Annotated in this window: 17 protein-coding genes; 12 read left to right on the forward strand and 5 right to left on the reverse strand. The window is 62.8% G+C overall.

What is annotated here, in order from left to right:
- Window positions 1-102: 102 nt before the first annotated feature.
- From N4G42_RS06535 to N4G42_RS06545, 3 genes are read left to right on the forward strand one after another with little or no spacing between them, the layout of a single operon-like run.
- Window positions 103-1,428: a TolC family protein gene (locus N4G42_RS06535; RefSeq protein WP_260666598.1), complete on the forward strand. Its 1,326-nt coding sequence runs from the start codon at window positions 103-105 to the stop codon at window positions 1,426-1,428.
- 12 nt (window positions 1,429-1,440) lie between these two features.
- Window positions 1,441-2,958: an efflux RND transporter periplasmic adaptor subunit gene (locus tag N4G42_RS06540; RefSeq protein WP_260666599.1), complete on the forward strand. Its 1,518-nt coding sequence runs from the start codon at window positions 1,441-1,443 to the stop codon at window positions 2,956-2,958.
- The gene (locus N4G42_RS06545) at window positions 2,955-6,089 is read left to right on the forward strand and encodes an efflux RND transporter permease subunit (protein ID WP_260666600.1); all 3,135 of its coding nucleotides are present in this window, start codon (window positions 2,955-2,957) and stop codon (window positions 6,087-6,089) included. The genes N4G42_RS06540 and N4G42_RS06545 overlap by 4 nt, the downstream gene beginning before the upstream one ends.
- Before the next feature lie 321 nt (window positions 6,090-6,410).
- On the opposite strand, the gene N4G42_RS06550 is transcribed toward N4G42_RS06545, so the two are convergent.
- Window positions 6,411-8,699 (reverse strand): heavy metal translocating P-type ATPase, encoded by a 2,289-nt coding sequence (locus N4G42_RS06550; RefSeq protein ID WP_260666601.1) that lies wholly within the window; start codon window positions 8,697-8,699, stop codon window positions 6,411-6,413.
- A 99-nt stretch (window positions 8,700-8,798) separates the two neighbouring features.
- Here N4G42_RS06550 and cadR point away from each other — a divergent pair, with 99 nt between their 5' ends.
- Complete coding sequence (cadR, locus tag N4G42_RS06555) at window positions 8,799-9,299, forward strand: Cd(II)/Pb(II)-responsive transcriptional regulator (RefSeq protein ID WP_260666602.1); 501 nt, start codon at window positions 8,799-8,801, stop codon at window positions 9,297-9,299.
- A gap of 539 nt (window positions 9,300-9,838) precedes the next feature.
- Here cadR and N4G42_RS06560 read toward each other — a convergent pair.
- Window positions 9,839-11,176, reverse strand: coding sequence for a heavy metal sensor histidine kinase (locus tag N4G42_RS06560; RefSeq protein WP_260666603.1), 1,338 nt, complete (start codon window positions 11,174-11,176; stop codon window positions 9,839-9,841).
- Complete coding sequence (locus tag N4G42_RS06565; protein WP_260666605.1) at window positions 11,173-11,859, reverse strand: heavy metal response regulator transcription factor; 687 nt, start codon at window positions 11,857-11,859, stop codon at window positions 11,173-11,175. The genes N4G42_RS06560 and N4G42_RS06565 overlap by 4 nt, the downstream gene beginning before the upstream one ends.
- 157 nt (window positions 11,860-12,016) lie before the next feature.
- On the opposite strand from N4G42_RS06565, the gene N4G42_RS06570 reads away from it, so the two are divergent.
- The 8 genes from N4G42_RS06570 (at window position 12,017) to N4G42_RS06605 (ending at window position 21,284) form a co-directional block, all read left to right on the forward strand.
- Window positions 12,017-12,286, forward strand: a complete 270-nt coding sequence (locus N4G42_RS06570; RefSeq protein ID WP_260666606.1) for a DUF4148 domain-containing protein — start codon at window positions 12,017-12,019, stop codon at window positions 12,284-12,286.
- 111 nt (window positions 12,287-12,397) lie between these two features.
- Window positions 12,398-12,757, forward strand: a complete 360-nt coding sequence (gene czcI, locus N4G42_RS06575; RefSeq protein ID WP_260666607.1) for a cation efflux protein, CzcI family — start codon at window positions 12,398-12,400, stop codon at window positions 12,755-12,757.
- A 158-nt stretch (window positions 12,758-12,915) separates the two neighbouring features.
- Entirely contained in the window at window positions 12,916-14,271 is a 1,356-nt protein-coding gene (locus N4G42_RS06580) for a TolC family protein (protein ID WP_260666608.1), read from the forward strand.
- A gap of 2 nt (window positions 14,272-14,273) precedes the next feature.
- Window positions 14,274-15,884, forward strand: coding sequence for an efflux RND transporter periplasmic adaptor subunit (locus tag N4G42_RS06585; protein ID WP_260666609.1), 1,611 nt, complete (start codon window positions 14,274-14,276; stop codon window positions 15,882-15,884).
- 15 nt (window positions 15,885-15,899) lie between these two features.
- Window positions 15,900-19,085 (forward strand): CusA/CzcA family heavy metal efflux RND transporter, encoded by a 3,186-nt coding sequence (locus N4G42_RS06590; protein ID WP_260666610.1) that lies wholly within the window; start codon window positions 15,900-15,902, stop codon window positions 19,083-19,085.
- 60 nt (window positions 19,086-19,145) lie between these two features.
- A complete protein-coding gene (locus N4G42_RS06595; protein WP_260666611.1) occupies window positions 19,146-19,526 on the forward strand; it encodes a hypothetical protein in 381 nt (126 codons plus the stop codon).
- A gap of 430 nt (window positions 19,527-19,956) precedes the next feature.
- Window positions 19,957-20,889: a cation diffusion facilitator family transporter gene (locus N4G42_RS06600; protein WP_260666612.1), complete on the forward strand. Its 933-nt coding sequence runs from the start codon at window positions 19,957-19,959 to the stop codon at window positions 20,887-20,889.
- Between the two features lie 80 nt (window positions 20,890-20,969).
- Window positions 20,970-21,284 (forward strand): hypothetical protein, encoded by a 315-nt coding sequence (locus N4G42_RS06605; protein WP_260666613.1) that lies wholly within the window; start codon window positions 20,970-20,972, stop codon window positions 21,282-21,284.
- A 139-nt stretch (window positions 21,285-21,423) separates the two neighbouring features.
- Here the strand turns inward: N4G42_RS06605 and N4G42_RS06610 are convergent, their stop codons facing one another.
- Both N4G42_RS06610 and N4G42_RS06615 read right to left on the reverse strand, forming a co-directional pair.
- Entirely contained in the window at window positions 21,424-21,951 is a 528-nt protein-coding gene (locus N4G42_RS06610; protein ID WP_260666614.1) for a DUF4148 domain-containing protein, read from the reverse strand.
- Between the two features lie 110 nt (window positions 21,952-22,061).
- A partial coding sequence (locus tag N4G42_RS06615) for a hypothetical protein (RefSeq protein ID WP_260666615.1) occupies window positions 22,062-22,465 on the reverse strand: 404 nt, incomplete at its 5' end.

Here is a 22,465-nt window from a genome sequence, read left to right on the forward strand (position 1 = left end):
CTAACCCATCAGGTCTTTCGGAATTGATCGTGCACGCCTTGCGCGCTGCCTTGCAGCGTTTGCGCAAGTCTGACTTCGTGCCCCTTCATTTCGAGGACCACCATGCCCATCATCTCCTTCGGCGCTCCCTGCGAGCGCCTGTCTGCGCACCAGCGCATTCATCCCATCTCGCAGCGCATCCAGGTGCACAGCCTCCACCATCTGCGTCTGGGCGCTCTCGGGGTCCTGTTGACCAGCATCGGCTTGGCTGGCAACCAGGCCCACGCCCTGGGCTTTGCAGAGGCCTTGGATCTGGCGGAGCAGCACAGCCCTCGCATCACGGCCCAGCGGCTGCAGATTGACGCAGCCACCAGCACCCGGCAGGCGGCGGGAACGCTTCCGGATCCCAAGCTCTCGGTCGGTATCGAGAACTTTCCCATCAGCGGCATGGACCGCTTCAGCCTCACGCGTGAGTCCATGACCATGCAGCGCCTGGCGCTGATGCAGGAGGTGCCCAACCGGGCCAAGCGCGATGCCCAGATCGCCGGTGCCGAGGCCAAGGTGGAACGCGAACGCGCCACCCTGGCGGTCCAGCGCCTGCAGATCCGCCAGGAACTGAGTCAAGCGTGGATCCTGGCCCAGGCTATCGAGCAACGTGACCAGGTACTCACCGGTCTACTGAGTGAGAACCAGCGCCTGCAGGACAGCCTGCCCGCCCGCATCGCCGGAGGCACGGCCCAGGCCGCAGACTTGCTGATGGCCAGGCAGGAGGCGCTTGCGCTGTCGGATCGCAGGGACGATCTGCAGCGGGACCGATCCAAGGCCAGGGCGATGTTGCGGCGCTGGGTTGGCGCTCGCGCCGACGAGGCGCTACAGGGAACTCCTGGGCCGCTGAGCCGCCCCTTGGATCAACTGCGGTCTGAGGTACACCGCCACGCGGAACTTGCGCAGTACCCCGCCATGCAGGCCATGGCCTTGGCGGAAACGCGCGAAGCCCAAGCAGAAACCAAGGGTGATTGGTCCTGGGAAGTCGCCTACAGCCGCCGCGACCGACGCTGGGGCGACATGGTGTCCTTCCAGGTGACCTTTGACCTTCCCTGGCAACAGGAGCGGCGCCAGGGACCCCAGATCAAGGCCAAGCAGCTGGAGCTGCAGCGCCTGGACGCCGAGCAGGAAGACGTGACCCGCAGGCACCTGCAGGAGCTGGAGGACAGCGCCTCAGAGCTGGCGGCACTGAACAGTCAGATCGAGCGGCTGCAATCGGCGGGCATGGGCTTGGCACAGGGGCGTGCCGAACTCGCGTTGGCCAATTACCAGTCTGCCAAAGGCGACTTGAGCGCCGTGCTGGCGGCCAGGGCCCAAGTGCGGGAGACGCACTGGCGGCTCATTGATCTGCAGGCGCAGCGGGACACCGTGATTGCCCGTCTGAACAGCCTGATCGCGGACTGAAGGGAGAACCACATGACCAATACCGTTTTCAAGAAGACCGCTGTGGCCGTGGCACTGGTGGCTGCTGGCATTGCCCTCGGTTGGGGCGTCTCCCAATGGCGCACCGCGAGCAACCACGCACTGGGAACCAGTCCCGCATCGACAGAAACAGCAAAAGCCGACCGCAAGGTGCTGTACTGGTACGACCCCATGGTGCCGACGCAGAAGTTCGACAAGCCAGGCAAGTCGCCCTACATGGACATGGCGCTGGTTCCCAAGTACGCCGATGAGGACGCACAACAAAGCACCGGTTTGAATGTCTCGGCACAAGCGGTGCAAGCCCTCGGCCTGCGCACCGCCACGGTGGAGCAGCGCGACATTGGATCCGATGTGGACGTCCTGGGCACGGTCCAGCTCAATGACCGGGATGTGAGTATCGTCCAGGCGCGTTCTGCAGGATTTGTGGAGCGTGTCTATGCCCGGGCCCCAGGCGACGTGGTGGCCGCAGGCGCGCCATTGGCCGATTTACTGCTGCCTGAGTGGGTGGCTGCGCAGCGCGAGTTCCTCGCTGTCCGGGCGCTCAAGGAAGAGTCGCTGACGGCCGCTTCGCGTCATCGGTTGTCACTGCTGGGCATGCCTGCCTCGCTCGTGGCCCAGGTGGAGCGCACGGGCGAACCTCAGGGCCGCTACACGGTGACCTTCCCACAAGCAGGGATGGTGGCCGAACTGATGGTGCGCCAGGGCATGACGGTCTCTGCGGGTGCCAGTCTCGTACGCGTAAACGGTCTGGCCAGCGTCTGGATCGAAGCGGCCGTTCCCGAAGCGCAAAGCGGTCCCTTGCAACTGGGGCAGGACGCCCAGGTGCGCCTGGCCGCGTTTCCGGGCGAAACCCTCAAAGCCCGTGTCGTGAGCATCCTCCCAGAGGCCAACCGGGACACCCGCACAGTGCGCGTGCGCCTGGAGCTTCCCAACCCCACCCAGCGCCTGAAGGCGGGCATGTCCGGACAGATCGTCCTGGCTGGACGTACACAACCAGCGCTGCTGGTGCCCAGCGAAGCAGTGATCCGCACCGGCAAGCGGGCGCTGGTCTACGTGGTGGATGGCCCCGGGAAGTACCACCCCGTCCAGGTGCAACTGGGCGCGGAAATCGATGACCGCCTCGTCATTCAAAGCGGACTTACCGCAGGGCAACAGGTGGTCGCCTCGGCACAGTTCCTGATCGACTCGGAAGCCAGCCTGCGAGGCATCATGCCCGCACCGCCTCCAGGCAGCAGCGCACAACCCATCGCTGAACAGGGTTCCTCGGCCTCTGCGGCTCCGGCGTCCAAGAGCTTTACGGTGCGAGGGGTGGTCGATGAGGTCACGCCAACCGAGCTGACCCTTACCCACGAGGCCGTGCCTGAACTGAAGTGGCCCGGCATGACCATGCCATTCAAGCTGGCCAACCCGGAGCTGGCCAAGGCCCTGAAACCGGAGCAGCAGGTCAAGTTCACCTTCCAGCAGCAAGGCAAGGACTTCGTGATCACTGCCGTGGAAAGGATCAAGCCATGATCGCGCGTCTGATCCGCTGGTCGGTGGCGAACCGACTCCTGGTTCTCCTGGCGACCGTGATGCTCACGGCCTGGGGCGTGTGGGGCGTGCGCAGCACCCCCGTGGACGCGCTCCCCGATTTGTCGGATGTCCAGGTCATCATCCGTACCTCCTATCCCGGCCAGGCGCCGCAGATCGTGGAAAACCAGGTGACCTACCCGCTGGCCACCACCATGCTGTCCGTCCCGGGCGCCAAGACAGTGCGCGGCTTCTCGTTCTTTGGCGACTCTTTTGTCTACATCCTGTTCGAGGACGGCACGGACCTGTACTGGGCGCGCTCCCGCGTGCTGGAGTACATGAACCAGGTGCAGGGGCGACTGCCCGCCACGGCCAAGTCGTCGCTTGGCCCCGACGCCACCGGGGTCGGCTGGATCTACCAATATGCGCTGGTAGACCGCACCGGTAAGAACGACCTGGCCCAGCTGCGGGCCCTGCAGGACTGGTTCCTGAAATTCGAACTCAAGAGCCTGCCCAATGTCGCGGAAGTGGCGTCGGTGGGCGGCATGGTCAAGCAGTACCAGGTGGTGCTTGATCCGATCAAGCTCGCAGCCCAAGGGCTGACCCAGGGGCAGGTGCGCGAGGCCATCATGGGAGCCAACCAGGAAACGGGCGGTTCGGTGCTGGAGTTGTCCGGGGCCGAGTACATGGTGCGGGCCAGCGGCTATCTCAAGACGCTGGATGACTTTCGGGCCATCCCGCTGGTGTCGCGCGCCGGGATTCCGGTGCGCCTGGGCGATGTGGCAACGCTCCAGATCGGGCCGGAGATGCGGCGCGGCATCGCCGAACTCGACGGCGAGGGCGAGGTGGCCGGTGGCGTGGTGGTCCTGCGCTCGGGCAAGAATGCCCAGGAAACCATCAAAGCCGTCAAGGCCAAGCTCAGTGAGCTACAAAGCAGCCTGCCCCAGGGCGTGGAAATCGTCACCACCTACGACCGCAGCGCACTCATTGAGCGGGCGATCCAGAACCTCACCACCAAACTCGTGGAGGAGTTCATCGTGGTGGCTGTGGTCTGCGTCTTGTTCCTCTGGCACTTGCGCTCGGCACTGGTCGCCATCATTTCTCTGCCTCTGGGGATCATGGCGGCGTTTCTGGTGATGCGCTACCAGGGCATCAACGCCAACATCATGTCCCTGGGCGGGATTGCGATTGCCGTGGGCGCCATGGTCGATGCGGCCGTGGTGATGATCGAGAACGCCCACAAGAAGCTGGAGGCCTGGCAGCACAAGCATCCCGACCGCCAACTGGTGGGGGAAGAGCGCTGGAAGGTAATCACCGAAGCCGCCGAGGAGGTAGGCCCCGCGTTGTTCTTCTCGCTGCTCATCATCACCTTGTCCTTCGTGCCCGTCTTCACGCTGGAAGCACAGGAAGGCCGCCTGTTCGGACCGCTGGCGTTCACCAAGACCTACGCGATGGCAGCAGCAGCGGGTCTCTCGGTCACGCTGATTCCGGTCCTGATGGGCTACTGGATCCGGGGCCGTATCCCCGATGAGCAAAAGAACCCGATCACGCGCGCGCTGATCGCCTTGTACCGGCCTTGCCTGGAGTGGGTTCTGCACCGCCCAAAATCTACCCTGGTCATCGCCGTGCTAGCGCTGACGACCACGATCTGGCCCCTCTCGCGGCTGGGGGGCGAGTTCCTGCCCAGGCTCGATGAAGGCGATCTGCTGTACATGCCTTCGGCGCTCCCGGGCCTGTCGGCACAGCGGGCGACGGAGCTTCTGCAACTGAGCAACCGGATGATCAAGACGGTTCCCGAGGTCGAGCGCGTCTTCGGCAAGGCGGGCCGCGCGGAGACCGCCACGGATCCGGCCCCGCTGGAAATGTTCGAGACCACGGTGAAGCTCAAGCCCAGAGACCAATGGCGTCCAGGAATGACGCCCGAGGGTCTGATCGAGGAGCTGGACAAGGCCGTCAAGATTCCTGGCCTGTCCAACATCTGGATTCCACCCATCCGCAACCGGATTGACATGCTGGCCACCGGCATCAAGAGTCCCATCGGGGTCAAGGTGACCGGCAACGACCTGAAGGTGATCGACGGGATCGCTGCCCAAGTCGAGCAGGTCGCCAAGGGCATTCCGGGAGTGACTTCGTCGTTGGCAGAGCGCCTGACGGGGGGGCGCTACGTCGATGTCCGCATCGACCGCACGGCCGCAGGGCGCTACGGGCTGAACGTAAGCGAAATCCAGGCCGTGGTCTCCGGGGCCATTGGCGGTGAAAACGTCTCGGAAACGGTCGAGGGCCTGGCCCGCTTCCCAATCAACCTGCGCTATCCGCGTGAGTGGAGAGACTCCCCAGAACGCCTGGCCCAGTTGCCCATCTCCACGCCCATGGGGCAGCAGATCACGCTGGGTACGGTGGCCAGCATCTCCATCACCGACGGCCCCCCCATGCTCAAGAGCGAGAACGCCCGCCCGTCGGGCTGGGTGTATGTCGATGTGCGGGGGCGTGATCTGGCATCGGTGGCCAATGACCTGCGCGATGCGGTGAGCCGCCAGATCAAGCTGGAGCCCGGAGTCAGCATCACGTACTCAGGCCAGTTCGAGTACCTGGAGCGGGCCAATGCCCGCCTGAAAGTAGTGGTGCCTGCCACCTTGCTGATCATCTTCGTGCTGTTGTATTTGACCTTCTCGCGCATGGGCGAGGCGGGACTGATCATGGCGACGCTGCCATTTGCGCTCACTGGGGGCATCTGGTTCCTGTACCTGATGAACTACAACCTGTCCATCGCCACCGGTGTGGGCTTCATCGCCCTGGCGGGGGTCGCGGCAGAGTTCGGGGTGGTCATGCTCATCTACCTCAAGCACGCACTCGCAGAGAGATGTCCAGACGGCAGGCAGCCCACGCTGGAAGAGCTGCTGGAGGCGATCCGTGAAGGTGCTGTGCTGCGCGTGCGCCCCAAGGCCATGACCGTGGCTGTCATCCTGGCGGGCTTGGTACCCATTGTGTGGAGCAGCGGGACTGGCTCGGAGGTCATGAGCCGCATCGCGGCCCCCATGCTGGGCGGTATGGTGACGGCGCCGCTGCTCTCCTTGTTCGTGATTCCTGCGGCCTATGTGTTGATGCGAAAGCCAAGATCCATGCACGGGCGGTGACCCGCTGGAGGCCTACAGTGGGGACCGGGTATGACGAGGGCTCGGGCTGACATGGCTGCCCGAGCCCTGGAAGCCCTGCAGCAGCAGAATGTATAGAACTTGATTGCTCTCAAGGTGGACAAGACTTCCACTTTCTTTGGGAACGGGTAGCCTTTGATCTGCGTTGGCGCCAAGTAACTGGCAGACCTATGTCTCAAGGCCGCCAAATGAACATCGGGCATCCCCTTGACCGATGTCAAGCCCCTAAGCCGCTCAGCCTACACTGAACAAGTGCCTGACGAACGGGGTTCCTGGGCAACAGGTACGCTGAGCGAATAATCACTAGTGGGAATGTGCATGTTCCTTAGGCTGCATAGGCAGGGCCTTGGAAGCCGACTCCACCCGCGTACCGCGAAGCAGGCGCAGGCCGTTGCCCACCACCAGCAAGCTGGCCCCCATGTCCGCAAACACTGCCATCCACATGGTCGCAGTGCCGACCACCGCCATCACCAGAAAAACGCTCTTGATACCCAGCGCCAGGGTGATGTTCTGCCAGAGAACGGCATGGGTGCGCTTGGACAGGCGCACGGTCTCGGCGACGCGCTGCAGGTCATCGTTCATGATGACCACGTCGGCCGCTTCCATCGCCGTGTCGGTTCCGGCCCCCCCCATGGCAAAGCCGATGTCGGCCTGCGCCAGCGCCGGCGCGTCATTGATGCCATCGCCGGTCATGCCGGTGGCGCCATAGCGCTTTTGCATCTCCTTGATGGCATCAAGCTTGGCGTGGGGCAACAGATCTCCGCGGGCATCATCAATGCCGGCCTGCGCTGCGATGGCCTTTGCAGTGGCCGTGTTATCGCCGGTCAGCATCACCGAGGTCACTCCCAATGCCTTGAGATCGACGATGGCCTGCTTTGAGGTCTCGCGGATGGTGTCCGCTACCGCGAAGAGCGCCAGGACGCGAGATTCGTCCGCAAGGAGAGTTACCGTGCGGCCTTGCTTTTCGTGGATAGCCAGCTCCGCCTCCAGTTCCGGGCCGCACAACCCTTGCTCGTGGATCAGCCGGTGATTGCCCAGCACCAGGCGCGCACCATTGACCATGCCCTCGACACCGCGCCCGGGCAAGGCCTTGAAGTTCTCAGCCTCTGGGCCTTTCGAATCCAGGCCCTGAACAATCGCCTTGGAAACCGGGTGATCGGATCGGGCCGCCAGGCTGGCAGCCATTTGCTGGATTGCGGACTCATCGCCGGCACCCCACACCTGCCACTTCACCAGCTTGGGCTTGCCCTCGGTGATGGTGCCGGTTTTGTCCAGCGCAACCGCTTTGAGGAGCCGGGCGTCTTCCAGGTAGGTTCCGCCCTTGATCAGGATCCCGCGGCGCGCTCCCGCGGCCAATCCGCTGACCACCGTGACGGGTGTGGATATGACCAGTGCACATGGACAGGCGATGACCAGCAGCACCAAGGCCTTGTAGATCGCCTCCAGCCAGGTCAGGCCCATCAGGAAAGGGGTCAGGACCGCAACCGCCACGGCAATGGCGAAGACAGCAGGGGTGTAGATCGAGGCGAAGCGGTCGACGAAGCGCTGCGTCGGTGCTCGAGTGCCTTGCGCCTGCTCCACGGCCTGGATGATCCTGGCCAAGGTGGTGTTGCTGGACAAGGCGGTGACCTCAAACTCCAGCTCGCCGGTCTCGTTGATGGTACCGGCGAACACCTGGTCGCCAGGCGCCTTGTCCACGGGGATGCTCTCTCCAGTCACCGGGGCCTGGTTGATGGCCCCGTTGCCCTTGGTCACCTTGCCGTCCAGTGGCACCCGCTCGCCTGGTTTGATGCGCACGGTTGCTCCAATTGCCACCGAAGCCACCGGTGTAGGGGACCACGACCCATTGACTCCCAGAACCAATGCCTCTTCGGGCGCCAATTCCAGCAAGCCCTTGATGGCGTTACGGGCCCGGTCCACTGCCTTGGCCTCGATGAGTTCGGCAATCGCGTACAGGGCCATCACCATGGCGGCCTCAGGCCACTGACCGATGAGGAATGCGCCCGTGACGGCCACCGACATCAGCGCATTGATGTTGAGCTTGCCGCGCAGCAGTGCCGCAATGCCTTTTTTGTAGGTGTCGATCCCCGCCAGCCAGATGGCCAGCGCAGCAATCGCCATGCCGGCCACCTTCCAGGCCATCTGGTCGGGTGCAAAGAACGATAGAACCTCAGCCCCAGTCGCGAACACCAGCGCAGCCACCAACCGGGAGATGCCGCCTGCAAAACCATGCCCATGGTCGTGGTCTTCGGCTGTTCCGCCCGCCTGTCCGCCCTCGGAGCTGGCCACTGGCTGTGGATCGAAGCCCGCTTTTCGGATGGATTCCAGGGCCAACGGATACGTACCCTCCTGGGCATCGATCTTCAGAGTCCGCGCGCTGAGCTGAAAGCCCAAAGACCGGATTCCCTCCAGAGGTTCCAGCGCCCGCCGGATCTCCGACTCTTCGGCGCTGCAGTCCATGGTGGCGATTCGGAACAGCTTGCCTTGGCCCGGGCTGCTCGCGGCGGTAGGGACCGCAGCGGGGGAACTGGAACAGCCCGAGGAGCAGCAGGTGTCAACAACGCTTTGAGAAATGCTGGTTTCTGGTTTCATGGCCTAATTGGAAACCCTGTAGTGACCTTAAAGTCAAGCGGCTTGCCGGATGTCGTTGGCTTGTCCTACGTAAAACAGACTTTTTGCGAAGGACGCTCCATGAAAATCGGCGAACTTGCCAAGGCCACCGGCACACAGACCGAGACCATCCGCTACTACGAGCGCGAGAACCTTCTGCCGATCGCGACGCGCACCCAAAGCAATTACAGGGTCTACGACAGCAGCCACATCGAGCGCTTGGCCTTTGTCCGCCATTGCCGCTGCCTGGACATGACGCTCGATGAAATCCGGGTGTTGTTGCATTTCAAGGACGCCCCGGATGAAAATTGCGGTGCAGTGGATGCGCTTCTTCAAGAACACATCGGGCACGTCGTCTCACGCATACGGGAACTCCAAGCATTGGAAGCGGAATTGCGCAGCTTGCAGCAGCAGTGCTCGCCGGGCCACCTCGCCGGTGAATGCGGCATCTTGGGCGGCCTGGCCATCGCTGCACTTCAACATAACCACATGCCCGCAGTGCAGCCCAGCGAGGCCCATCCGCCTAGTGCGCATCGTGAAATCGGCGTTGTTGCCAAGCAGCGGGCAAGCAAACGACTCTGATTTCTTGCGCCGTGGCTTGGGGAAATTACAAGCTGTGTATACGGTTGCGAAGACGCGTTGCCGAAACCGCGTCCAGTCCGGTCTTTCCCTCGACCAGAAACAGCTCTTGGCAAAACGGCCGATACGGCCAGGGCCTGCCGTCGACAGCGAGAGGCCAAGAGGCCAAAGGGAGAAATGGTCGGACCCAGTTCAGTCCCACCAGCGCCGCGGCACCTCGCGCCGGTTGTAGTAGCTGGCTCCAGATTCGCAGTACAAATGCAGTGGCTAGCCACATTTGCGCGGATTCTAGCGCCTCATTTCGCTGGGTGGACATCTTGCCGATGAGTATCGGCTTGAGAAGACAACGTCACTACCAACAGGGCCAGGCACGCCGCAATACCCAAACCTGCAGACATCCGCGGCGCCCTGGCTGTGCGGCCTTCATCGGAGTAAGTAGCTAGAGAACTTCGTTTGAGTTCTCCGCGAGAACCCCTGCGCTGCTCCAACGAGGCAAGGTCAGCACGGTTGGTCGTGCGCGGGATCACCGGGGACAGCGTCCTTCAGTGAGCGCGAATTTCTACTCCGACACTCGTCACCCCATTCTCTGACCGGGCCACTGGCTTGCCTTGGTGCATGCGGGCAATCGCTCCTACTATGGCCAAGCCCAGACCATGGTTGCTCTGCCCATGGCTGCGAGCAGGATCCGCCCGGAAAAATCGGTCAAACAGCTGCGGAAGTAGCTCGGGATCGATAGTGTTGCCGTAGTTGGTGACACTGAGCAGCACGCGGTCCTCCGCAACAGTTCTCAGGTTGATCTGGACGATGGAGCCAGTGCTGGCGTAGCGAGTGGCGTTTCCCAGCAAGTTGGACAAGGCCCGGCGCAACAACGGCACGTCGAAGGAGCCATGCGCATCGCCGACCACTTTCGCGGTGAGACCCGCCTCGGCCAGCGCTGCCTCGTGGTAGTCCAGCACGTCGGCCGCCACCGATGCCAAGCTCGCCACGGGCGCGCGACGCGCCCCCACGCCCCGATCCGCCTGGGACAGGAAGAGCATGTCGTTGACGATACCTGTCAGGCGATGCAACTCCTCCAGATTGGACGCCAGGACCTCGCGAATATCCGCCTGCTCGGGGCGCCGCAGCGCCAGTTCATTGTTGGCAATGAGCGTGGCCAAAGGCGTGCACAACTCGTGCGCCACGTCCGCATTGAAGCCCTCCATCTGGGAGTAGGCCTTTTCGATTCGAGCCAGGAGTGCATTGAACTGGTCGATCAGCGGCACGAGTTCAAGGGGCTGCTCCGCGCCATCGAGCCGCTGGTGCAGATTGTCCGCCGACACGGCGCGCGTCTGGCTGGCCAGTCTTCGAACGGGCGCCAGGCCCAGGTTGACCAGCGAAAAGCCGCCCAGCGAAACCACGACGGCTCCACCAATGGCTGCCACCAGCAACGTGACTGCAAGCCGGTGCAGCAACTGGTTGTCGGTCTGGATGTCCAGCGACAGCCGCACACGCAAACTCGTTGGGGGCGTCTGGCCCGTAGCCTGTGCCACCTCGAACTGCCGCTGGCGCCAGACTGTCTTCGCATTCGGGTTGCGGGTATGGGCGTAGAGGACGGCCCCATCGGCCTGCGCTACTTCAAGCGAAAGATCTCCGTGCCCCACCAGGAAATCATCGAGTTTGTGAGCGAGGTCTTCTGAATTCCCGTGCTCCTTGCCATCCACCAGCAAGTGCCGGATGACGTTCTCCTTTTGCGCCAGCGTTTCCTCCTGCCGGTCTCGGAAGTTGAATTCGGTCACTAGGTAGACGGCCAGACAGACCAGCCCGAGTCCGGCAAAGCTCTGAAGTGCCAGCCACCAGGACAACCGCTGGCGCAACGAGCGATGTTGGACCAGGGCCTTCATCCGTTGCGCTCTTCCATGACGTACCCCATGCCGCGGATGGTGTGCAGCAGCGCGGAGTCAAAGGGCACGTCGATCTTGGTGCGCAGGCGCCGGATGGCGACCTCCACCACGTTGGTATCGCTGTCGAAATTCATGTCCCAGACCTGCTCGGCGATCTCCGTGCGGGACAGCACTTCTCCCTTCCTTCTCAGAAAAAGGGTCAACAGCAGGAACTCCTTGGCAGTCAACTCCAAGCGCTGACCGCCTCGAGACGCCTTGCGCCGCACCAGGTCGACCTCCAGGTCGGCCAAACGCAGTTGTGTGGGCTCTGCCGCGTCCCGCGCACCTTGGGTGCGCCTGAGCAGAACCTGGATGCGGGCGCTCAACTCGGAAAACGCAAAGGGCTTGACCAGATAGTCGTCGGCACCCGTCTGAAGTCCCAGTACCCGATCCTCGACACTGACCCTGGCTGTCAACATCAAGACGGGAGTCTGCTTGGTCTTGCGAAAGGCCGCCAGGAGGCTGAAGCCGTCGATACCTGGGAGCATCGCATCCAGCACTAGCAGATCGTGGCCACCTTCAAGGGCCATGTGTAGGCCGTCCACGCCGTTATGGGCGACGTCCACCACATAGCCGACCTCTCCGAGGCCCTTGCGCAGGTACTCGGCAAGCTTGACTTCGTCTTCAATGAGCAGAATTTTCATGGTGCCATTCTCGAAGAATGCCGCCTGTTCGTAGATTACGAATTTGTCATCTGGCTGTTGGCGCCTTGTCGCGCGCCGATTTCTACAGTACCCCCGTGTCGAAAGGCATAGCCGCGGCAGATCGCCGATGGCTCATTCGAATCAAGGGATTCACACCATGACCGTTCGCAAACCCCTCACACTCTCCCTGATTGCCCTTGCCATTGCGGCCCCAGGCTTGGCATCTGCTTCGGCGCTCTACCATCCCGCCGGCGGCGAAGTGGGAATGACCACCCATCCCGACCACGTGCAGAGCAACATGTCCCGTGGCGACGTGCTCCGGTCTGTCGACGCCGCGCGCAAGGACGGTACGCTGGCGATCCTGTCACGGGGTGGTGCACTGCCTGTCAAGGCAACGGGCGGCTCCAAGACGCGTGAGCAGGTGTAGCAGGAATACCTGAACCTGTCAGCCGCTGAAAAACAGCGCATTCAGGAAATGTACGGCTCGGGCGGCTGATCGTCACACGAAGTTTTCCTGACCGCGTGCTAGACTCAAAAAATGCGCCGCTTGATCGCCGTTTTTATGCTTGCATTGCTACCGTTCCAGTTCAGCTGGTCAGCGGTGGCTGCTTATTGCATGCACGAGAAATCGACCGCCCAGGCGCAGCACGTGGGGCATCACGAACACAAGCACGAAGCCAAAAGTGGGATCGGCCAAGCCGACAAGACCGGCCAAGGCGCAGACATGTCCGATGTCGACTGCTCGGTTTGCCATGGTGCCGGCATCGGGGCCCTCAACTGGTCCTGTGCCAAACAAGGCATCTCCCATGACAGCCGTGTGGACTCACCGTCGGGTGAGCGCCTGGCGGCTGTAACGCCCACACCTCCCGACCGCCCACAGTGGCCCGTCCTCGCCTGATCGGCGGGGGCATCTCTCCTTCTTTCAGTCAGTCTTGTCCGCCCCCCTGGCGGATGCAGTTGCGCGTGTCGCGGCTGTGATGAGTGACGAGTTGCCAGGCAGCTGCACGGTTGCCACCCCGCCGATTCCCTCGTGTTTTCAAATCACTGGAGAATCGGATGTTCAAGGGTATTTACCTTCAAGGAAAGCCGCACGCATGGCGCGGCCGCACGAAATTCAGGCTCGCTGCAGGTGCCGCGGCTATATTGCTGACCTTCTCGGGCGGGGCCTTTTCTCAGGGCATGTCGCAAGGTCCAGTCGTTGGAGTACAGGCACCCCAGACTGCCGCGGTGTCTCCCGCTGAGCCTCTGTCACTGGCCAAGGCCATCGAGTTGGCCCTGGAAGGGAATCCAGAGGTGGCTGCCGCTACGCGCCAGTTGGAGGCAACAGAGGGGCAGATTCTTCAAGGGCGCTCACGCCCTAATCCCGAGCTCGCTTACTCACTGGAAGACGCACGGTCCAAAACGCGTACGCAAAGCTGGCAGCTCAACCTTCCCGTGGAATTGGGTGGAAAGCGTGCAGCGCGCACCAAGGCGGCCGAAAAATCACGCGAGCAGGCGCAGGCCCAACTCGCTGAGCTGAAGGCGACCGTGCGGGCCAATGTGGCCGCAGCCTACTTCGATGTCCTGACGGCGCAGGAGCGATTGGCGCTTGCCAAAGACAGCGTGGCATTGGCCAAGTCGTCGACGGATACCGTGGCCAAGCGCGTAGCCGCTGGCAAGGTGTCACCTGTGGAAGAGTCCAAGGCCCGCGTTGCGGAAGCCGGCGTTCGCGTCGAGCTCGCCCAGGCAGCCAGCGAACAACGCAATGCACTGTCTCGCCTGTTTGCGCTGTTGGGACAGATCAACGCGCCGTTCACCGTCCTCGAGGGCAAAGCCGACAACCTCCCCGCGGTACCGCCCCTCGCCGATCTTCAGCCCTTGATTTCTTCTTCGCCGGGCGTTGTCCTCGCCCGGATCGAGGTGGATCGGCGCCAGGCCCTGACCGAGCTGGAGCAAAGCAAGCGCGTGCCCGATGTCACCGTCAGCGTCGGCATGCAGCGCAGCAACGAGACCCAACGCAACGTCCTTCTGTTTGGTGTCTCTGTGCCTCTGCCTGTGTTTGACCGCAACCAGGGCAACCTGCTGGAAGCGCTCAAGCTTGAGGACAAGGCCCGTGACGAGCTGCAAGGGGCCACGGTGCGCCTGCACAGCGAAGTGGCGCAGGCGCGCGAACGCCTTTCCACGATCACCGCGGAGATCCAGTCGCTGCAACAGGACGTCTTGCCCGGCGCAAAGTCGGCCTATGACGCGGCCACCATTGGCTTTGAGAACGGAAAGTTCAACTTCCTGGAGGTGCTCGATGCCCAGCGCACCTACTTCACCGCCAAGTCCCAGTACCTCAAAGCCCTGGGCGAGGCACACCGCGCGGCGGCAGATGTCGACCGCCTGCTCGGGGCCAGCACGGTTTCCGGCCTGATCGCAACGCACAACTGAGCATGACCATGAACACCAGCACATCCACCATCAGCAAAAAGCATCTCATCGCTATTGCCGTTGTCCTCGCGCTAGGGGTCGGGGCAGGAGCCTTCATCCTGCAGGGCGGCGGCAAGCCCAAAGCAGTCGCCGCCGAGGGCGACGGCCACGGCCACGGCAGCCATACCGAGGCCAAGGGGCACGGTGATGGAGAACACCAAGGCAAGGGCGGCGAAAAAGGCCACGACGACGACAAGGGCCATGCCGATGGCGAGCACCATGAAAAGAGCGAAGCCAAGGGCCCCCACGGTGGTACCGTGTTCAAGGAAGGCGACTTTAGCCTGGAAGCGTTGCTGTCCGAAGACGGTGGCGAGCCTCGGCTGCGGATCTGGCTGTCCGACAAGGACAAGCCGCTCCCCCTGACCGCTGTAACGGTCACGGCAACAGTGACCCGCCCGACAGACGACAAGCAGAAGCTGACGTTTGCCGCTGAAAAAGACAGCTTGGTCAGCCGCGAGATCGTCGCCGAACCCCACGCGTTCGACATCGAGATCATTGCGCAGACGGCCACCGAACCTTTCATGTTCGTGATGAGCAAGGAAGAGGGAAAGATCGAGCTGACCGACGCCCAGATCAAGGCCGCATCCATCACGGTGGACTCTGCGTCGGCAGCCAACATCAAGACGGCGCTGCTTTTGCCCGGCGAGATCCGGCTGAACGAGGACCGCACCTCGCACGTGGTTCCCCGCCTGGCGGGGGTCGTGGAGAGTGTCAGCGCCAGCCTGGGCCAGGTCGTCAAGAAGGGGCAGGTTCTTGCTGCCATCGCGAGCCCGACCGCTTCGGAGCAGCGCAGCGAGCTGCAGACCGCGCAAAAGCGCCTGGCACTGGCCAAGACCACCTACGAGCGGGAAAAGAAGCTGTGGGAGCAGAAGGTCTCTGCCGAACAGGACTACCTGCAGGCCAGGCAGGCGTTGAGCGAAGCCGAGGTCGCTGTCGCCAACGCCAATCAGAAGCTCAGTGCGCTGGGCCTGTCCACCTCGTCCGCGTCCGGACTGAACCGTATCGAACTGCGCGCGCCCTTTGATGGCATCGTCATCGAGAAGCACTTGAGTCTCGGAGAAGCCGTCAAGGAAGATGCGGCGGTGTTCACCATCTCGGACCTTTCCACGGTGTGGGCTGAGATCAATGTTCCTGCAAAGGATCTGCCGTCGGTGCGGGTGGGCGAGAAGGTGACCATCAAGGCCACCGCGTTTGACGCCTCCGCCACGGGCACTGTCGCTTTCGTGGGCGCGTTGATCGGCGAGCAGACCCGTACCGCCAAGGCCCGCGTCGTTCTTGATAACCCCAAGGGCGCCTGGCGCCCAGGCCTGTTCGTCAACGTCGAGGTGGTGTCCGAAGAAACGGCGGCGCCTGTGACCATCTCGGCCGACGCCGTCCAGAACGTCGGGGAAAAGCCCGTGGTCTTCCTCAAGGTCAACGGTGGCTTCATCGCCCAACCCGTGAAGCTGGGCCGAAGCGATGGCAAACGCATCGAAGTGCTGTCAGGCCTCAAGCCAGGCATGCCCTACGCCTCGACAGGCAGCTTCGTCGTGAAGTCCGAACTCGGCAAGGGATCTGCCGAACACACGCACTGATCCCGGAGCGCATACATGTTTGAAAAACTCATTCGATTCTCGATCGAGCAGCGATGGCTGGTGCTGCTGGCGGCCCTGGGCATGGCGGCGCTGGGCGTCTTCAGCTACCAGAAGCTGCCGATCGACGCGGTCCCCGACATCACCAACGTCCAGGTTCAGATCAACACCCAGGCCGCCGGCTACTCGCCGCTGGAGACTGAGCAACGGGTCACGTATCCCATCGAGACGGTCATGGCCGGCCTGCCGAACCTGGAGCAGACCAGGTCGCTGTCGCGGTACGGACTGTCGCAGGTGACGGTCATCTTCAAGGACGGAACCGACATCTATTTCGCGCGCCAATTGGTCAATGAGCGCATCCAAGAAGCCAGAGACCGGCTGCCTGCCGGCATCACGCCAGCCCTGGGGCCCATCTCGACCGGCTTGGGCGAGATCTATCTCTGGACGGTCGAAACCAAGGATGGGGCCAAGAAGCCCGATGGCAGTCCCTACACCCCGACCGACCTGCGCGAGATCCAGGACTGGATCATCAAGCCGCAACTGCGAAACGTTCCTGGCGTGACCGAAATCAACTCCATTGGCGGCTTTGCCAAGGAGTACCAGATCGCCCCCATCCCGGAACGACTGGCCTCGCTGGGCGTGACGCTGCAAGACGTCGTCACGGCACTGGACCGCAACAACGGCAATGTGGGCGCGGGCTATATCGAAAAGCGCGGCGAGCAGTACCTGATTCGCGCCCCTGGACAGGTCAAGTCGCTGGAAGACATCGGCAACGTGATCCTGAGCAGTGCCAACGGTGTTCCTGTGCGCGTGCGCGACGTGGCCGAGGTGGGCATTGGCCGGGAGCTGCGAACGGGTGCCGCAACGGACAACGGGCGCGAGGTGGTTCTCGGCACGGTGTTCATGCTGATCGGAGAAAACAGCCGGACCGTCTCGCAGGCAGTGGACAAGAAGATGCTGGAGGTCAACAAGAGCCTCCCAGAGGGCGTGCACGCGGTGACGGTCTATGACCGCACCGTGCTCGTCGACAAGGCCATCAATACGGTCAAGAAGAACCTGCTGGAAGGCGCGGTTCTGGTGATCGTGATCCTGTTCCTCTTTCTGGGCAATATCCGGGCCGCAGTCATCACGGCAATGGTCATCCCCTTGTCGATGCTCTTCACGTTCACCGGGATGGTCCACTACAAGGTGAGTGCCAACCTGATGAGCCTGGGGGCCCTGGACTTTGGCATCATCATTGACGGCGCTGTGGTGATCGTGGAGAACTGCGTTCGGCGGCTCGCCCATGCGCAGGCGCACCACGGCCGGCCGCTGACGCGGGCCGAGCGCTTCCATGAAGTGTTCCTGGCATCCCAGGAGTCACGCCGCCCATTGCTGTTCGGACAGCTCATCATCATGGTGGTGTACCTGCCCATCTTCGCGCTGACGGGCGTTGAAGGGAAGATGTTCCACCCCATGGCCTTCACGGTGGTTGCCGCTTTGGTGGGCGCGATGATCCTGTCGGTGACCTTCATCCCGGCAGCGGTGGCCCTCTTCATCGGCAATCGGGTCAGCGAGAAGGAGAACTTTCTGCTGGGCCACGCCAAGCGCCTGTACGGCCCAATGCTTGATCGCGTGATGGGCGCCAAAACGCTGGTTCTCACCATCGCCGCAGTTGCAGTGATCCTGTGCGGATTGATCGCAACCCGCATGGGCAGCGAGTTTGTGCCCAACCTTAATGAAGGCGACTTCGCGATCCAGGCACTGCGCATTCCGGGCACCAGCCTTTCCCAGTCGGTGGCGATGCAGCAGCAGATCGAAAAGACGCTGAAAGCGAAGTTCCCCGAGATCGAGCGCATCTTCGCCAGAACTGGGACGGCGGAAATCGCCTCGGACCCCATGCCGCCGAACATTTCGGACGGGTACATCATGCTCAAGCCGGTGGATGAATGGCCCGAGCCTCGAAAGACCCGTGATGAGCTGCTCGCGGCCATCCAGGAAGTCATTGGCAAGATCCCCGGCAACAACTACGAGTTCTCCCAGCCCATTCAGCTGCGCTTCAACGAGCTGATCTCAGGGGTGCGCAGTGACGTGGCCGTGAAGATCTTCGGTGACGACATGGATGTGTTGAACAAGTCCGCGGAAGAAGTCTCCGCCATGCTGCAAAAGATCCAGGGCTCCTCTGAGGTGAAGGTCGAGCAGACGACAGGCCTTCCGATGCTCACGGTGAACATCGACCGCCAGAAGGCCGCGCGCTACGGCTTGAACGTCGCCGACATCCAGGACACCGTGGCCACGGCCATTGGTGGTCGCGAGGCCGGCACCATGTTCGAGGGAGACCGCCGGTTCGACATCCTGGTTCGCCTCCCAGAGGCCCTTCGTAACGACCTGGAAGGCATGAAGCGGCTGCCGATACCGTTGCCACGCTCTGCCGGTGGCACGGAAGCCAAGACGAACTTCATCCCATTGGGTGAAGTTGCAACGTTCGAGCTTGCACCCGGTCCCAACCAGGTGAGCCGAGAAAACGGCAAGCGGCGCATTGTCGTGAGCACGAACGTGCGCGGACGCGATGTGGGCTCCTTCGTTGCAGAGGCGGAGCAAGGCCTGGCGCAGATCAAGATCCCCACCGGCTACTGGACGAGCTGGGGTGGAACCTTCGAGAACCTGCAGTCGGCCACCAAGCGCCTGCAGATCGTTGTGCCGGTCTCCCTGCTGCTGGTCTTCGTGCTGCTGTTCGCGATGTTCGGCAATGCCAAGGATGGTCTGCTGGTCTTCACCGGCATCCCATTCGCATTGACAGGGGGCATTCTGGCGCTGTGGCTTCGGGACATCCCGATGTCCATCTCCGCAGCCGTTGGCTTCATCGCGCTGTCCGGGGTGGCGGTGCTCAACGGACTGGTGATGATTTCCTACATCCGCAGCCTGAGGGAAGGCGGTGTCGGCCTGGACGAAGCGATCCGGGATGGCGCCCTGACCCGGCTGCGCCCGGTGCTGATGACCGCCCTGGTGGCCTCGCTGGGCTTCATTCCCATGGCCATCGCCACAGGCACCGGCGCTGAAGTTCAGCGTCCTCTGGCCACCGTGGTGATCGGCGGAATTCTTTCTTCTACGTTGCTCACGCTTCTCGTATTGCCGATTCTTTACCGCCTGGCCCACAGGCCCGATGAAGAAGCCGAGGACGTGTCTGCCGAGCCCTCCCACCCGGACGCACCGAAGCCTGTGTAGTCAAAGGCGGTCCCGCTGATCGCGGGACCTTCCCATTTCTCCAACCCCAAAGGAACTGCCATGAAACTCTCCCACCTCATTCTCGCCCTCACGGTATCGATCTCTGGCGCAGCCATCGCAGCCGACAACCACGGCCACGACGTCAAGCCGATGCATGGAGGGGCCGTGGCGGAAGCCAAGGACGTCGAGTACGAATTCGTCGCCAGTGCCGACAAGCTGCAGCTCTACATGCGCGACCACGGCAAACCCGTTGCCGTGGCGGGGATGACCGCCAAGGTCACCCTGCTGGCCGGCAGCGAGAAGCAGGAGGTTCAACTCCAAGCCGGTGACGGCAAGCTGGAAGCCACTGGTAGCTTCAAGGTCCCCGCCGGTACCAAAGCCGTGGTCGCCGTCTCGAAGGCCGGCAAGTCGGTCGCCTCGGTCCGCTTCACGCTGAAGTAACGCCAACGCCGCCCGAAGCATCGCTCCAGTCCATGCGAACGACCCCGCATTGGCGGGCCCGGACCGCCCCTCGGCGCTGTGCATGTTCTTGTCCTTAGGGGCAAAAAAGGAGCGATCCATGTCAATGCAGGCGGCCCCGGGCGGGCTCTTCGCCAAGCTGTTCTGGATCTGGATCAGCCTGTTGGTCTCTGTGTTTGTGTTCTGGCGGCTGCGGCACATGTGGCTCAAGCGCCATCCCCCGATGGACGTTCGAACCAAGTACAGCCGGCGACTGGCCAAGAGACTGAGGGACCGGCAAGTAACGCGCTTGAAGTGCCGAACCACGGGTAAGCCTCGGCACCGGCGGCGTCACTGAGCGCCAAGGCCGGACCAGGACCGCGGACTGAACGCGGTCGATGACATCACCAGATTGAATCTGAGGAGACAGACCATGGGAAAAGGTTCCGACCACGCCTTGCCAGCGGCGGGAAACGAAAAGGCATTGCGCTACGCGCTGATGCTCACCGGCGGCTTCATGCTGGCAGAGGTCATTGGCGGCGTCATGCTCAACAGCCTGGCTCTGCTGTCCGATGCCGCACACATGTTCACCGACGTGGCGGCGCTGGCCATTGCGCTGGCGGCCATTCGGGTCGGGCGTCGGGCTGTCGACGACCGGCGCACCTTTGGCTACCACCGATTTGAGATCTTGGCCGCCGCGTTCAATGCCTTGCTCCTGTTTGGCGTTGCGGCGTACATCCTCTATGAGGCGTGGCAACGCTGGAGCAACCCGCCGGCAGTCCAGACCACTGGGGTGCTGGTGATCGCTGTACTGGGCACGATCGTCAACCTCGTGAGCATGCGCCTTCTGTCTTCAGGCAAGGATTCCAGCCTCAACGTCAAAGGAGCCTACCTTGAAGTCTGGAGCGACCTGCTCGGCTCGATTGGGGTCATCGTGGGGGCGCTGGTCATTCTGTTCACAGGGTGGAACTGGGTCGACACCGTCATTGCCGTGGCCATCGGCTTGTGGGTGTTGCCGCGCACCTGGATCCTCCTGAAAGAGACGCTCAACATCCTGCTCGAAGGTGTCCCCGAAGGCATCGATCTGCCTGAGCTCAAGCGTGCGCTCCTGGACCTGCCAGGGGTGGTGTCCGTGCATGAACTGCATGTCTGGGCGGTCAGCAGCGCCAAGACCAGTCTGAGCGCTCACGTCGTCTACAACCCGCAAGCGGCAGACCCTGCCACCATGCTGGCCGCCGTCAACCAGTTGCTGGCGAAGCAATTCGAGATCACCCACACCACCATCCAGTTGGAAACCCAAGCCTGCGGTACAGCTGCCGCCGGCGCCTCGAATGCTGGTGCGGATCATTGGAAAGCACCCGTGTGAATCCCGCTCGGACGACCACCCTCGGTTCCTGCTTTGCACAGGGCTGCGCAAACAGGTTGCGCCTGCCAGCGCTGTGTGTCGTGGCCTTGCTCGCCGCCGGCTGCGCCACCCCCGTGTATGAAAACTCCCTGCCGTGGGCGGAGGGTTGGCGCGTGGGCAAAGTCAGCAGGGTTGAAGCCACTGCTCAGGACCTGGCGTTCTACCAGCGCCGGTGCAAGGCCGATCAGTTAGATCGTGCGCAAAAGCGGTTCGCCATTGTCCAGTGGAGAGAGGTGGGTCGGTCGCGCTGGACCGTTGCGCGCCTGCCTGCAGATGTAGCCGTGGTTGCTGGAGAGCCGGTCTACGTCAAGGTTTGGGATTGCTCCGCGGCCCTCGTCAAACGCGAGATGAACTAGAGCGCAGGCGAGCTCCAGTCGGTCGATTCAGATACCTCACCGGTCGCGCCCGGCGTGCACGAGTGAACGGGGCTGGTGCCCACCAGCAAGGAGCGTGAGGGTGGGCCGGCCCAGCGCGACTGGGCTCTGGATGTGATGTTCAGAGATCGCGGCCATTAGAGTGGCCCGAATGCGCGGCCGTCGAGCCTGCGTGGTGCTGGTGGTATTGGCCAGGGTAGATTTCGTTGAGCTTGCGGCCGTCCTCGCCGGCGGCCATCAGGTCCCCGGTGTGGATGGCCTCTGCCAGTTCCTCCTTGACCTGCTCGCGTGTCTTGCCGGCTTGCGCCATCTTGGACGGATACAGGTTGGGCTGCAGTTCATTGAGCCGTGATCCGGATTCCCCGGCGGCAAGCATGTCACCGCTGCGAACGGCCTGCTCCAGTTCCGCCCGCACCTGGTCCCGGGTCTTGCCCAGCACCGGGGTCTTCAACTGGTAGCCACCGGAGTTGAGCTCACTGACTTTGGCGCCGATTTCCCCGCCGGCCATGATGTCGCCGCTGCGCAGTGCTTGCGAGAGCTCGGCTTTGACCTCCTCGCGGGTCTTGGACTGGGCGCCATGGCTGGCATCGAAAGCGAATGCAGGGGCTGAGCTCAGCGCGAGGATGATGAGGGTTGTCTTGAGTTTCATGTTGGTCCTTGAGGTCAATGGTTGGAAGCGAAAAGTGGTGCCTTGGATGGGCGGGGTCGATTGCATTGCGTGTGGCATTGCGTGTGCCAGGCCCGAAGGCCCTCAGCCGGTCACGGCGCCTGGTGGGCTTCGACCCAGCCGATCTCGCCGCCCAGGTCGCGCACGCCATTCGTAGTGGCGGGGCCCTTTTGAGCCGCTTGAAGTTCATCCAGAACCTGTTGCCTGCTCTTGTTTGAGACCGGTGCCTTGACCAGTGGATAGGTGGCGGGGTAGCCGCGGCTGATCCAGTGCAACGATCCGTTTTGTTGCGCAACGAGCACGTTTTGCTGGACGTCTTCCCGGCTGACGGTGCCGCCCAGGTGAGATGGCACGAAAGTGGCACCTTCTTCCTGGCTAGGGCTGGTGTGAAACGCGGTCGAAGCGAAAGACGCCGTAGCAGTGGCTGCCAGGCTGAATGCGATGAGGGCGAAACGAGCTTTCATGGGGTCTCCTTGAGCACTGAACGCCCGGGTGG

This window comes from Acidovorax sp. K2F, assembly GCF_025246485.1.
GTDB classification, from domain to species: Bacteria; Pseudomonadota; Gammaproteobacteria; order Burkholderiales; family Burkholderiaceae_C; genus Acidovorax; species Acidovorax delafieldii.